This window comes from Streptomyces sp. NPDC008121 (assembly GCF_042957155.1).
GTDB lineage: Bacteria > Actinomycetota > Actinomycetes > Streptomycetales > Streptomycetaceae > Streptomyces.
The window spans coordinates 16565-28503 of the sequence record NZ_JBIBHT010000003.1 but is presented as its reverse complement, the minus strand read 5'-3'; the positions used below and the strand labels follow the sequence as shown (position 1 = coordinate 28503).

The 11939-nt window shown below is 67.7% G+C and carries 13 protein-coding genes; 7 read left to right on the top strand and 6 right to left on the bottom strand.

Annotation, left to right across the window (positions count from 1 at the left end; genetic code table 11):
- Positions 1-58: 58 nt before the first annotated feature.
- The 7 genes from eccB to ACFZBD_RS10240 all read left to right on the top strand — a co-directional run bounded on the left by eccB (position 59) and on the right by ACFZBD_RS10240 (position 6814).
- Positions 59-1615, top strand: coding sequence for a type VII secretion protein EccB (gene eccB, locus ACFZBD_RS10270; RefSeq protein ID WP_391138656.1), 1557 nt, complete (start codon positions 59-61; stop codon positions 1613-1615).
- Positions 1616-1628: 13 nt separating this feature from the next.
- Complete coding sequence (mycP, locus tag ACFZBD_RS10265; protein WP_391138654.1) at positions 1629-2930, top strand: type VII secretion-associated serine protease mycosin; 1302 nt, start codon at positions 1629-1631, stop codon at positions 2928-2930.
- A gap of 92 nt (positions 2931-3022) precedes the next feature.
- Complete coding sequence (locus ACFZBD_RS10260) at positions 3023-3493, top strand: hypothetical protein (protein WP_391138652.1); 471 nt, start codon at positions 3023-3025, stop codon at positions 3491-3493.
- Positions 3494-3511: 18 nt separating this feature from the next.
- Complete coding sequence (locus tag ACFZBD_RS10255) at positions 3512-4873, top strand: hypothetical protein (protein WP_391138650.1); 1362 nt, start codon at positions 3512-3514, stop codon at positions 4871-4873.
- A 13-nt stretch (positions 4874-4886) separates the two neighbouring features.
- Positions 4887-6110: a S8 family serine peptidase gene (locus ACFZBD_RS10250; protein ID WP_391138648.1), complete on the top strand. Its 1224-nt coding sequence runs from the start codon at positions 4887-4889 to the stop codon at positions 6108-6110.
- A 49-nt stretch (positions 6111-6159) separates the two neighbouring features.
- Entirely contained in the window at positions 6160-6486 is a 327-nt protein-coding gene (locus tag ACFZBD_RS10245) for a WXG100 family type VII secretion target (protein ID WP_365721481.1), read from the top strand.
- 19 nt (positions 6487-6505) lie between these two features.
- Positions 6506-6814: a WXG100 family type VII secretion target gene (locus tag ACFZBD_RS10240; RefSeq protein WP_391138646.1), complete on the top strand. Its 309-nt coding sequence runs from the start codon at positions 6506-6508 to the stop codon at positions 6812-6814.
- 95 nt (positions 6815-6909) lie between these two features.
- On the opposite strand, the gene ACFZBD_RS10235 is transcribed toward ACFZBD_RS10240, so the two are convergent.
- The 6 genes from ACFZBD_RS10235 to ACFZBD_RS10210 form a co-directional block, all read right to left on the bottom strand.
- Positions 6910-7143, bottom strand: a complete 234-nt coding sequence (locus ACFZBD_RS10235) for a DUF397 domain-containing protein (protein WP_391138644.1) — start codon at positions 7141-7143, stop codon at positions 6910-6912.
- 80 nt (positions 7144-7223) lie between these two features.
- Positions 7224-7883 (bottom strand): hypothetical protein, encoded by a 660-nt coding sequence (locus ACFZBD_RS10230; RefSeq protein ID WP_391138642.1) that lies wholly within the window; start codon positions 7881-7883, stop codon positions 7224-7226.
- A gap of 8 nt (positions 7884-7891) precedes the next feature.
- On the bottom strand, positions 7892-8509 hold the full coding sequence (locus tag ACFZBD_RS10225; RefSeq protein ID WP_391138640.1) for a hypothetical protein: 618 nt from the start codon (positions 8507-8509) through the stop codon (positions 7892-7894).
- Positions 8510-8616: 107 nt separating this feature from the next.
- Entirely contained in the window at positions 8617-9297 is a 681-nt protein-coding gene (locus ACFZBD_RS10220) for a hypothetical protein (protein ID WP_391138638.1), read from the bottom strand.
- Complete coding sequence (locus ACFZBD_RS10215; RefSeq protein ID WP_391138636.1) at positions 9294-11471, bottom strand: hypothetical protein; 2178 nt, start codon at positions 11469-11471, stop codon at positions 9294-9296. The genes ACFZBD_RS10220 and ACFZBD_RS10215 overlap by 4 nt, the downstream gene beginning before the upstream one ends.
- Before the next feature lie 11 nt (positions 11472-11482).
- Positions 11483-11917, bottom strand: coding sequence for a hypothetical protein (locus ACFZBD_RS10210; protein WP_391138634.1), 435 nt, complete (start codon positions 11915-11917; stop codon positions 11483-11485).
- Positions 11918-11939 lie beyond the last annotated feature (22 nt).

Sequence of the window (11939 nt, the reverse complement as noted above, 5' to 3'; positions counted from 1 at the left end):
GTGCCATGCTCCCCGGGCTCTCGTGTGAAGACTGCGTCTGACGAATAAATGGGGACTCATGGCATCACGGCGGGATGAGCTCAACGCGTACACCTTTGCGAAGAAGCGCACGGTGGCCGCATTCCTCCAACCTTCTCCCTCGGGGACGGAGGAGGGAGCGCCGAAGCCGCTGCGCGCGGTCGTCCCCGGCCTCGTCATCGGCGCGCTGGTGCTGGCGGGGTTCGGCGCCTGGGGCATGTTCAGCCCCAAGGCGCCCAAGGGCTGGGACGAGCCCGGCACCAAGGTGATCGTCGGCAAGCAGTCGACCACCCGCTATGTCGTGCTCTCCACCGGCAAGGGCAAGAACAGGAAGACGCTGCTGCACCCCGTCCTCAACCTCGCCTCGGCCCGGCTGCTCCTCACCCCGCAGAAGTTCTCCGTCATCCAGGTCGACGACGCGACGCTCGACAAGGGCAACCCGCCGCGCGGACCCATCCTCGGCATCCCCTACGCCCCCGACCGGCTGCCCGCCGCGGGCGAGGCCGGGACCCCCAAGCGCTGGGCCGTCTGCGAACAGCCCGGCGGCGGCGCGGGCTCCAGCGTCCAGAAGGCCACCTTCGTCTTCTCCCAGCGCGACTTCGCCCGCACCGAGGGCGCGGGCCAGAAGCTCGCCGACGGCCAGGTCATGTACGTCAAGGGGCAGAAGGACAGCGCGCGTTACCTCATCGACCACACCGGTACGAAGTACCTGGTGCCGGGGACGCCCGATGAGTCGGCCGGCCTCACCACCGCACTCGTCGGCCTCCACAAGGAACCCCAGTCCGTCACCGACGACTGGCTCGCCACCCTGCACACCGGCAGCCCCCTGGAGTTCCCGCGGATCGCCGGCAAGGTCGGCGACCCGGCAGGCCTCGGCGGCGGGCTGAGCAGGACCGAGGACCGGGTCGGCATGGTCCTGCTGGCGCAGACCGGCTCGGGGCCGCAGCACTACGTCGTCATGCCGGGCAAGGCGCAGCCGGTCTCCGAGTTCGCCGCCTGGCTGCTGATCAACTCCCCGCAGACCGACACCCTCGACATGGACGGCAAGGCCACCGCGGTCGACGCCGCCTCCCTCACCCCGGACGCCACCACCTTCGGCGCCCAGTACCGCTGGCCGTCCCGCAAGTCCACCCAGGTCAACGCCGTCAGCGGCGCGGGCGCCCGCGACACCGTGTGCAGCGTCCTCAACAGCGTGGACGACAAGGGCGCCACCACCCTCACCACCTGGGCGGGCACGAAGTACCCGGCCGAGATCACCGCCGGCGGCACCAGCACGTACGTGACGCCCGGCAGCGGCCTCCTCTACACCCAGGTCCAGGGCAACCAGACCCGGCCCGACGGTTCCCTCTTCCTCGTCACCGACACCGGACTGCGCTACGCGGTCCAGGCCAACGGCGACAGCGACGCCGCCCGCTCCGACATCGGCACCGGCGACCAGCAGAAGCAGACCGACGGCCGCCCGGAACCGAGCGAGGCGCAGACGCGTCTGGGCTACGAGAAGGTCACACCGGTCCTCGTCCCGATCGCGTGGTCCGAGTTCCTGTCCAAGGGACCGCGACTCGACACCAACAGCGCCCGTCAGCCGCAGGGTTCGTAGGGGAGTGGCAGTGGTGACGTACCGGTACCGGAAGGCGGCCCTCCTCACCGCCACCGCCCTGACGGGCCTGCTGGCCCTGCCTCCCGCGACGGCCCACGCCGCGGACGCCGGCCCTGCCCGCGCGGCCGGGGACGGTTCTCCCCGCCCGGCCGTGGACGGGCTTCGCCTCGACGGCAGCGGCGAGTGCACCTTCCCCATGAAGAAGCAGATCGAGGGCATCCCCTGGTCGCTCCAGCGGGTGCTCCTGGACGAGCTGTGGCAGGACACCAAGGGCAAGGGCATCCGGGTCGCGGTCATCGACACCGGAGTCGACGACGTCAACCCCCAGCTGAAGCCGGCGGTGGACGCCAAGGCGGGCAAGGACTATCTGAAGCCCGACAAGGACAATCCGAGCCCCGGCGACGACAAGCGCGGCAAGACCGACGGCACGGTCGACGAGGTCGGCCACGGCACCAAGGTCGCCGGCATCATCGCCGCCCGCCCCCGCGCCGGGACCGGCTTCGTCGGGCTCGCGCCCGAGGCCACGATCATCCCGATCCGCCAGAACGACGAGAAGAACAGCGGCAAGTCCGACACGATGGCGCAGGCGATCGACCACGCCGTCGCCAAGGGCGCCCACGTGATCAACATCTCGCAGGACACGACCCAGCCGCTGAGCCTCGAGTCGACGATGGCCAAGGCCGTCGCCCGCGCGCTCGCGAAGGACATCGTCGTCGTCGCCTCCGCGGGCAACGACGGTATGGACGGCAAACAGAAGAACACCTACCCCGCGGCCTTCCCCGGGGTGCTCGCCGTCGCCTCCTCCGACCGCAACAACGAACGGGCCGCGTTCTCCCAGTCGGGCGCCTTCGTGGGCGTCGCCGCCCCCGGCGTCGACATGGTCTCCACCGTCCCCGGCGGCGGCCAGTGCGTCGACAACGGCACCAGCTTCTCCGCCCCGTACGTCGCCGGCGTCGCGGCCCTGCTGCGCGCCAAGCACACGGACTGGACCGCGGCCGAGATCGTCGCCCGTATCGAGCAGACGGCGGTACGGTCCATCAACGGCCGTGACAACCACGTGGGTTGGGGAGTCGTCGACCCGGTCCGCGCCCTCGCCGACGGCGCCGTCCGCCAGTCGGCCCCGAAAGCGGACCCCGGCCCTCCGAAGCCCCCGGCCCCCGAACCGGCCCACCTGGCCCTGACGGAGACGCCGCAGGAACGGACGGAACGGCTGGCCACCTACGCCCTGGGCATCGGTGGAGTACTGGTGGCGGTGGTCGCCGGGACCGCGACGGTGATCCGCGACAGCCGACGCCGCCACGGCCCGGCACGGTGAGCCGGGTCCCGACGAACAGCGCTTTGCAGTTGGAACTGTCGTACCAAATGGCTAGAGTGGTTCAAGAGTTCACGTGACGAGGGGGCACTGAGGTGGAAGCGCCGATCGGGGGCGGCAAGCAGGGTCTTGAGGTCGGAGAGGTCACTCTCCAGAGCTTCTACACCCGCATGCAGAAGCTCGTCGAGGAACTGAAGGGCTCGCCCGCCGAGCACAAGAAGATCGGCGAGCAGAAGGTCACGGCGGCGTCGTACGGCACGGGCTTCGCCGCGGCGACGGAACTGCACACGTCGTACGAGAAGGTCCGGACGAGGCTGGAAGAGCTGACGAGGACTTTCGGCGAGACGCTGGAGGCGATGGGCATCGCGGCCAACATCGCCGACAAGGGCTACACCGGGGTGGACGAAGAGGAGCGCGAGCGCTACGCCGCGATCCAGAAGCGCCATCAGGACGAGTACGAGAAGCGGAACGGCACCGACGGCCAGGCCGGCGGCCAGGGCGACGACAAGCCGCAGCAGCCTGCCAAGGACGCGGGCGGCACCGGGGATTCCGGCGGATTCAGCTAACGGGGGAGTTGCAGCAACATGGCAGGAGAGTTCGAGGGGAAGTCCCTGGACGCCCTGTACGCGATGATCGCGTCGGCCAAGCCGGAGGAGATCACCTCCACCGCCCAGGCTCTGTCGGCAGCGGTGCCGAAGATTCTCGACATCGCCGCCGACCTGCGGTCGTACATCAGCCGTGTCCAGTGGGAGGGCGAAGGAGCCACCGCTTTCCGCACCTGGGGCGCGGGGATGGTCTCCGAGACACTGGTGCTCGGCGACTACACCAGCGTCGTGTCCAGCGAGATGCAGCGCGCGGGCCAGGCGCTGTCCGAGGCGAAGTCGGCGGTGCCGAAGCCGGCGGGCATGTGCTTCGCCGACCCGGAGAAGGAGAAGGCCCGTCTCGAGTCGGAGACCGGCCCGAAGCTCCAGGAGGCGATCCAGCAGCTGGAGCGGCTGTCGTCGTACTACGAAGCGTCGCGGAATCGGATGGCGGCGGAGCGGGAGCCGGATTTCAAGCCCGTCGAGTTCCGGCGAGATGCGGGTGAACGTGCCTACGGTACGGGCGGGAGCGAGAGGAACTATGCCTCCTCTGACGGAACGGGCACGACGCATGGCGACTCCGCGTCGCTCCGCAGCGCCGACAAGCCCTCTCCGGCCCGTACCGAGGACTTCCCCGACCCGGTAATCCTCCCGCCGACGCCGCCCGTGGCGCTGCCGCCGGAGTCCCAGGTCGACACGAACCTCGACTCCGTGACGATTACACCGGAGACACCGACCCGTCCGACGGTGCAGCCGCCGAACACGCCGCCGGTGACGACGGGTGGTCCCCCTCCCGTCGCCCTGCCGCCGATGGCGCCGCCGATCGGCCCTCAGACGACGGGTGGTCCGGTCCTTCGCCCGGCCACCCCCGGGCCGATGGGTTCGACAGGGCCCCTGCGTCCCGGTCTGACCGGCCCGACCGGCCCCTTCGGCACTCCGCCCCGCGCGGTGGAGGGCATCACGGGCGGCCGTCAGGTGCCCGGTCGTCCTGGCCTGACCACCCCGAGGCTGCCCATGGGCCCCGTCGTGGGCGAGGAGCGCGGCAGTCAGATCCCGCGCGGCGCGGGAGGCATGCACGGCCCCGGTGCCGGCATGCAGGGAGCGCCGGGCGGAGGTACGGGCAGCACGGCCGGCCGTCGCCTGGCGGTGCAGCCCGGTGGAACCGTCGGGGCGCCGGGGGCGTCCGTGGCTGGTGGACGCTCGGCCTTCACCCCGGGCGGTACCGGGCTGGTCCGTCCGCCCGGCTCCACCGAGCCCGGCCAGGAGGAGCGGCGGTCGTCGCGCCGTCGCCCCGACTATCTGACCGAGGACGAGGAGACGTGGGCCCCGGGCCAGCGCCAGATCGTCCCGCCCGTCATCGACTAGGAGTCTTTCGCCGATGTCCCCGCTTGCCCGTCTCATGCGCCGCCGTGCGGTCGGCCTGCTCGGCGCGATGACAGCCGTCGTCGCGACGTGGACCGTCGCGGCGCCGGCCGCGATGGCGGAGGACATGCGGTCGCGCCAGTGGTATCTGGACGCCATGAAGGCGGACGAGTTGTGGAAGGTGGCAGCGGGCAAGGGCGTGACAGTCGCTGTCCTCGACACCGGGGTCGACTCCACGGTGTCGGAGCTTCGAGGCAAGGTGCTGCCAGGCCGGAACTTCTCCGACGCGGGAGGAGGACCGGGCCGCATCGACGGGCGGGACGACGATCGCCACGGCACCAATATGGCCATCGCGATCGCGGGCAGCGGTACCAACGGTGGAGTGAAGGGTATTGCCCCCGGAGCGAAGATCCTTCCGGTCAAGACCGGTGACTACGTCGTCTTCGGGAACAGCATGACGCTGAAGGGGATTCGCTACGCCGTGGACAACGGGGCTCGCGTGATCAACATCTCCTCGGCTGGTCCAGCCGACGACGCCGAGGACCGGGACTGGCAGCAGGCTGTCGACTACGCCCAGAAGAAGGGCGCGTTGATCTTCGCAGCGTCTGGGAATGAGGGGAAGGAAATCCCGTTGTACCCGGCCGCCATCCCCGGAGTCATCGCAGTCGGCGCGCTCGACACCAAGGGCAAGGTCGCCAAGTTCTCGAACTACGGGTCTCACCTCGCCATTGCTGCTCCAGGCGTCGAGATCCCCGGCCGCTGCACCAACGACAAGACGAAATACTGCGCTTTCGAAGGCACCAGCCAGGCCACCGCCATCGCCTCCGGCACCGCCGCCCTCATCTGGTCCGCCCACCCAGACTGGACCGCCAACCAGGTCCTCCGCGTCATGATGGAGACCGCCGGCCACGTCGGCGCCGTGCCCAGCAAGTACATCGGTTACGGCTCCGTCCGCCCCGCCCAGGTCCTCCTGGAGGGCAAGGGCAACCCCGGTGACCCGAACGTGAACCCGCTGCTCGCCGCGCAGAAGCGTCAGTCACCCACCCCTTCGACTTCCCCCTCTCCTGACAGCACGGGGGCAAGCGGCAACGGGCAGGCTCAGGCTCCGAACAAGCCCGAGTCGGCAGCCCGGCCCGACGAGAGCGGATTTCCGCTCTGGGGCATCGTCGCGAGTGCCGTCGCGGTCGTCGCCGTCATCGGCGTCGTCGTGGCGGCAGGTATACGCAACAGGAGAGCGTAGCTACGAGCAACGCGCGTGAAGAACTTCATCCGACAATGAGGAGCAGCACATGAGCACGCCCGCAGGTGGGTTCGGACTTGCCGACGATCCGGTAACCCAGGCCAAGAACAAGATCATGCAGACGGGTGAAGAGGTCTCCAAGCAGGCCCGCGAGATGGCCAACATCCTCGAGACCGTCAGCGCGGGCTGGACGGGTGCCGGTGCGGCGGGCTTCAAGACGGCCCAGTCGACCCTGAACGAGGACCACGACACCATCCGCCGGCTGCTCAACGTGCTGCTCAACGCGGTGGGCGAGACGAAGAACCTCAGCAACGCCAATGACCACGAGGTGTTCCAGACCCTCAAGGCCAACAATTCCGCGCTGAACAACGTCTGAGTCCGAGGAGAACACCACGATGTCCGGCATCGATCAGAACACCAAGGTCAAGTACGAGAGCGTCCAGGAGATGGCGAACCGTCTCCGGCTCGTCTCGAAGAACATCATCAAGGACCTCGAGGAGATGAACTCCGCCCTCCGGGTCGTCACCGACACCTGGGACGGTGACGCGCACCGCGAGTACGTCATCCTCCAGGGCAAGTACAAGAAGCGTGCCGAGGACATGAAGGACCGCCTCGAGCTCGTCGCCAAGCAGATCGAGCAGGGCAAGGACAGCTACCGCGCCACGGACGTCAAGGCGTCGCGGCTGTTCACCGAGTCCTACTGACCTCACCGGTCTCGGCCTCGCCGACGTAGCGGAAGGGGCCCGTTCCTCCGGGAACGGGCCCCTTCCGCATGTCTCCGAACCGACCGGCCGGCCGCCTACTTCAGGTCGAACTCGCCGTCCCTGGCACCCAGGACGAACGCCGTCCATTCGGCCTCGGTGTAGCGCAGCACCGTGTCGGGGTCCAGGGAGGAGCGCATCGCCACCGCCCCGCCCGGCAGGTGGGCGATCTCGACGCGCTCCTCGTCGGGGCTGGTGCCCGGGGCGCCCAGCCACTCCACACCGCTGATGTCGAGCGCGTACAGCTCGTCCTTCTCCCTCTGAGTGCCCATCAGGCCGTACTCCTTCGTCAGCGTCGTTGCGGGTCAATGATCGTGGCCCGGGCGGGCCGCTGTCAGACGGACGAACAGATTCACTTCGCCTGCGCGGCGAAGGTCCGCGCCAGCTCCAGGACCTGCTCGGGCTTCAGCGAGGTCTTGCCGGACTCGCCGGTGGTCAACGTCATGGCGACGTCGCCCTTGCCGCCTGAGTCGAGCCGGACCAGCACCACGTTTCCGCCCTGGCTGGGCACGGCCTCTCCAGTCTCCGCCTGCGTGGCCGCCTCGGCGTAGCGCTTCACCTCGTCCATGCTCATGCCGCCCGCCATCTGGATGGTGGGCAGCATGATGTTGACGCTGTTCCCCGCCTCCGCACCGACGGTGAGGACCTTCAGGTCCTCCTTGCCGACGTGGTACGAGCAGGTGACGAGCGCACCGCCCTTGCCCGCCCACGCCGACTGCGGATCCGTGGTCTTCCCGCCCTCGGCCGTGGCGACGGGCTCGCCCGCCTCCGCCCCGGCCGCACCCGGCTCGATGGCCTCTTCGACCTTCGCCGCGTCGGCGGCCTTGCCGGCGTCGTACGGGAGAGGGCACCTGTCGGACCCGCCCTTCCCGTCCTCCTCCGCGAGCGTGATCAGCCGGTCCACGCTCAGGGAGTCCCCGCCCCCGGCGTTGGTCCCTCCGCAGCCGACCAGGGCGGACAGGACGACGGCGCCGACCGCCGCGACGGCACAGCGCTTCAGGTGATGGTGCATGATCCCTCTCAACGTATGGCGGAGTACGGCTTCACCACGGGCTCTTTCACCAGCGGCTGGTTCTGACAGTCCAGGGCCTTGGTGACCTCGCGCGTCATGAGGTAGAGGAAAGACAGCTCAGTCGCCTCCCTCTGCTGGTCTACGTTCTTGCCTCGGTTGACCGTGAGCGTGGCATCGGCGCGGAGAACGGCTTTACGTGACGCCGCACGCAACTCACCGCCCAGCGTGCACGGCGTGTAGAGCTCCGCGCCCAGGTGGCCCGGCGACCCAGTGGCACCGCTCACGTCGTAGACCTTGTCGCCCTCCGTGCTCTGCTTCGCGGGCTCCTCTGCGGGAGACCACGCGAAGCTGAGAACGACGTGATGGTCACTGTCCTCAGGCAGGAACTTGCACAGGAAGGAAGGCGAGGTCGACGCCGGGCCACCCCGCCATTCCTTCAGGTCCGTCTTGAACTGCTCCGCGAAGTACGCGTCCGACATCATGGCGCGGGCCGCGAAGTCGTCCGTCTCGAGTACCTCGCGCAGCGACTTCCCGGCCGCGGAGTCCGCCGACGGGCCACATAGCCCCTCGACCTGCGAGGCGGAGTCTCCGGAGCCGCAGGAGACCGCGAGAAGCGCGAGTGCCACGGCGGCCGCGGAGCGCGTCAGCTTCCGAACTCGGTCAGGTTCCCAGGGGAGCCGCCGCGGCACTGCGTCCGTCCTCCTCACCATCGCTCGCGATGTCATGACGTGGTCTATGACGGATCTTCTCCGGTCCGGGTGATGAGCGGAGTCGCCACGGGAGCCCGCTCCAGCGGCTTGTTCTCGCAGCCGAGGGACTCCGTCGCCCTTCGCGTGATGAGGTAGAGGAAAGAGATCTGCTCCTCCTGTGTGCCGTGATCACGTACAGGGCCGAGATTCATCGTGAAAGACGCTTCCGCATGCAGGGGGATCTTCTTGGATTTCCCATTCAGCTCACCCGGCAAGACGCATTGCGTGTAGAGGTGAGAAGAGGTGTCCGTGGATTCACCCGTCGCGCCGTTCAGGTTGTAGCGGCGGACTGCGTTCTCGGGGGGCGGACTACTTCTGTCGGAGCGTGCAGCCCACTCGAAGGTGATCCGCACCTGACCAGCATCCGGTTGGCCCTTCGGTACGAACGAGCATCCCATGAGGGCATGCATCGACGCCTGGTCCGGATATTTTTGAAGGATTTCCTTCATCTCCTGCGAGAATTGGCTCTCGCTATTGTGCACGTCCGTGCGGAAGGATTTCGTCCGCATCACCTCGTGCAGCAGTTTCTCCTCGGTCGAATTCGCAGGGAGGTTGCACAGATAGTCATCCGGGCGTCCTGCGGGGGGCTCGGAGCTGCAGGAGGTCAACGCGAGAATGCAGGCCAGAGTCAGTGAAGGCCAGGCGCAAAACTTTCGGATGCTCATCCCAGGTACTTCTTTGCCACATTGACACCAGCGTCGTGACCGTTTCCGGCGGCATCCCTTGCCGAATTGAACGGCCCTTCGCTCGGATTCTTCTGGTTCCTCCACTCGTCGTAAATTCGGTTCAAGCCGTCCGTTCCGGCAGAGTAGCTCTCGCTACTCTGATTCTTCCATTGCTCCTCCGCCAGCTTCGTCACATCCTTGGTCCAGTCATACTTGATGGAGTCGATGATTGCGCCACCCGCAGTACCCACGATGGGAATTTCCCCGATCAGGGCATTGGCGCCGATGGCAGAGTATTCCGCCGTATCCTCCGCCCACTCCACACGGTCGTCCTTCTTGTCCGTGTACACATCGACGCCGATCTCGTTCAGGGCACCCATCGCCATTCCGATGTTCTTCGACCGGTGGTCCCACTCGGCGCTCTGTCCGTGGACGGGGTCGGACTGGAAGGACGGAGCCTCCCCCAGCAAGTGTGCGGAATAGGCGCGCTCGGCTTCGTACATCAGGGCGTACGACGGGCCGTCGTCCGCGATTCCGCGCATGACCCTCACCAGGCTCTCCTGCCCCACCGCGATGTGTGCGTTGTCGCCCGAGCCGAAAATGCCGTCCTTGCCGGCCGCCCCGCCGTAGTTCGATTCCTGACCATTGAGGATGATATGCGTGTCGCCCACGTAGTCCGCGAGGGCTCGCGCCATGGGCTGTTGCAAGTTCTTGAGGTCCTCCTTGGCCCACTCGGCCCCGCCCCTGTCCTCGTCGAGGAATCGGATGGCGTTGTGCATGACCCGGGCCTGCCCTTCGCTGTGCGCACCGACAGGGCCGAGCTTTTCGCCCGGCTCGTGACCCGTCGCAGCCGCCTGGATGGCGTTGCCGAGGCCCATGGCCTTCATCGGGTCGTCCATGAACATGGGAGTCCCGTAGATATTGTTCAACCCCTCCTTCGGCCACTCCCGCTCCGTGAGGAGGAACTTCAGGTGCTCGTTCTCGTTCCCGGGCGCCTTGGGGTCGAGGAAGTACTCCGCATCTCCGGGGTCCTTGCTCATGATGTTGAGCAGGCCGTCCAGCGGGTCGGCGGCGACGTTGGGACGCAAGACGTCCCTGAAGTGGGCCCAGTGGTCTGGGTCCTTCTTCTCGATGTCGATCATGTGGTGACCGAGCTCGTTGAGGAACTCCTTGCCGTAACCTTCCGCGTTCCCCTCATTCATGAGGGTGACGAGCACTTGGTACCCGTGTGTCGGGACGTTGTCACCGCGGACGCGCTTCTCGCTGGTGACGTCCTCGCCGCCCAGACTCTTCAACCCGTCCACGAACGGCCTGTACGCGTAGCTGTTCGGGTCCTTCGTCCCGGAGGCGATCGTGTCCGCCAGGCCCGCGTTGATCGAGTTGTAGAACTTCTTGTCGGCCTCCGAGACACCCCGCTCGTTCGCCGCCAGGTTCATCGCGTCCGCGATCTTCAGGGTGTTCTCGGCCCCCAGGCCGTTCAGGTACGCCTCGCTGAAGTGCTTGTCGTCGGAGTTCGCCTTCAGCAGGTCGCGGTAGTGCTCCAGCTCCTGCCTCGACGCCTTGCCCTCGCGGACCTTCTCCGACAGCGCCAGCGCCTCCACGGCCTCCACGTCGTTGACCGGCTTGGAGTTGAAGCCCAGCGGGGCCGTGCCGTCGGCGCCCGAGGCGTTCAGCAGGGCGACCTTCACGTCCGCGTCGAACTCGTTGACCGCCTTGACCGCGTCGCCGATCTTCTGCGTGTACGACATCTCGACGTCGCGCAGGCCCGGGTCGTGGCGGATCGTGTAGGCCTCCTTGTCGCTGACCTTGCTGAAGTCGAAGCTCGCGCTGCCGGACTCGGAGACCTTCATGCCCGCGGTGACGGCCTCGTTCACCGCCGTCGTCACCCGGCCCTTGAGCTCGGTGAACGTGGAGAAGGCGTCCCGGAGCAGCGACTCCATCGCCAGCGCTTCCTTCTGCGCCGAGTCCAGCTCGCTCCGGGTCATGTTGAAGTTGTTCAAGCCCACGGCCTGGCTGTGGCCCGTCCACAGCGGCCCGCCCGTCGCGATGCTCTGGACTTCCTTCTCGTACAGGTCCTCGACCTTCTTGAACTTCTCCGCCATGCTCTTCCAGCCGTCGGCGGCGGTGTTCAGCTTGCTCAAGGAGGTCTGCATGATCTCCTGGTACGTCGGCACCGCGTATCCCCCTAGATTCCCGAAACCTTGGACTGCGCCGGGGCGAAGCCCGACCCCGTGACGATGTCGTTGTTGCTGAACAGCGTGGACGTGTTCCGCAGCGCGACCTTCTCCCCGTCCAGCCGCGCCATCAGCCGCTTCACCTGGCTGTCCCAGTGCTCGTGGGCCTTCTTCAGGCCCGCCGCCGTGTCCCAGCCCTTGAACTCGGTCACGGCGCCGCTGGTGCCTTCGTCGGCCGAGTCGGCGGCCGACTTCACGTCCGGCTGGATCTGCGTCTCGATGGTGTTCGCGGCCTTCTTCTTCCGTGCGGGCGTGGTCGCCAGGTCAGGATTGCCCGGTCCACCGCCGCCACCGGGGTCGCTGGGGACCTGGTTGAGCTGCATGCTCGAGGACTGGCGTTCCATCGCGGCGCTCTTGTCCTGCGCCCACTCGTCCTTGAAGGACATTCGTTCCCCCTTGCTGGATTAC

Excerpts from the sequence above, each read along its gene's own strand:
- eccB (WP_391138656.1), top strand. The coding sequence starts at position 59 with ATGGCATCACGGCGGGATGAGCTCAACGCGTACACCTTTGCGAAGAAG.
- ACFZBD_RS10255 (WP_391138650.1), top strand. The coding sequence starts at position 3,512 with ATGGCAGGAGAGTTCGAGGGGAAGTCCCTGGACGCCCTGTACGCGATG.
- ACFZBD_RS10250 (WP_391138648.1), top strand. The coding sequence starts at position 4,887 with ATGTCCCCGCTTGCCCGTCTCATGCGCCGCCGTGCGGTCGGCCTGCTC.
- ACFZBD_RS10245 (WP_365721481.1), top strand. The coding sequence starts at position 6,160 with ATGAGCACGCCCGCAGGTGGGTTCGGACTTGCCGACGATCCGGTAACC.
- ACFZBD_RS10240 (WP_391138646.1), top strand. The coding sequence starts at position 6,506 with ATGTCCGGCATCGATCAGAACACCAAGGTCAAGTACGAGAGCGTCCAG.
- ACFZBD_RS10235 (WP_391138644.1), bottom strand. The coding sequence starts at position 7,143 with ATGGGCACTCAGAGGGAGAAGGACGAGCTGTACGCGCTCGACATCAGC.
- ACFZBD_RS10230 (WP_391138642.1), bottom strand. The coding sequence starts at position 7,883 with ATGCACCATCACCTGAAGCGCTGTGCCGTCGCGGCGGTCGGCGCCGTC.
- ACFZBD_RS10220 (WP_391138638.1), bottom strand. The coding sequence starts at position 9,297 with ATGAGCATCCGAAAGTTTTGCGCCTGGCCTTCACTGACTCTGGCCTGC.
- ACFZBD_RS10210 (WP_391138634.1), bottom strand. The coding sequence starts at position 11,917 with ATGTCCTTCAAGGACGAGTGGGCGCAGGACAAGAGCGCCGCGATGGAA.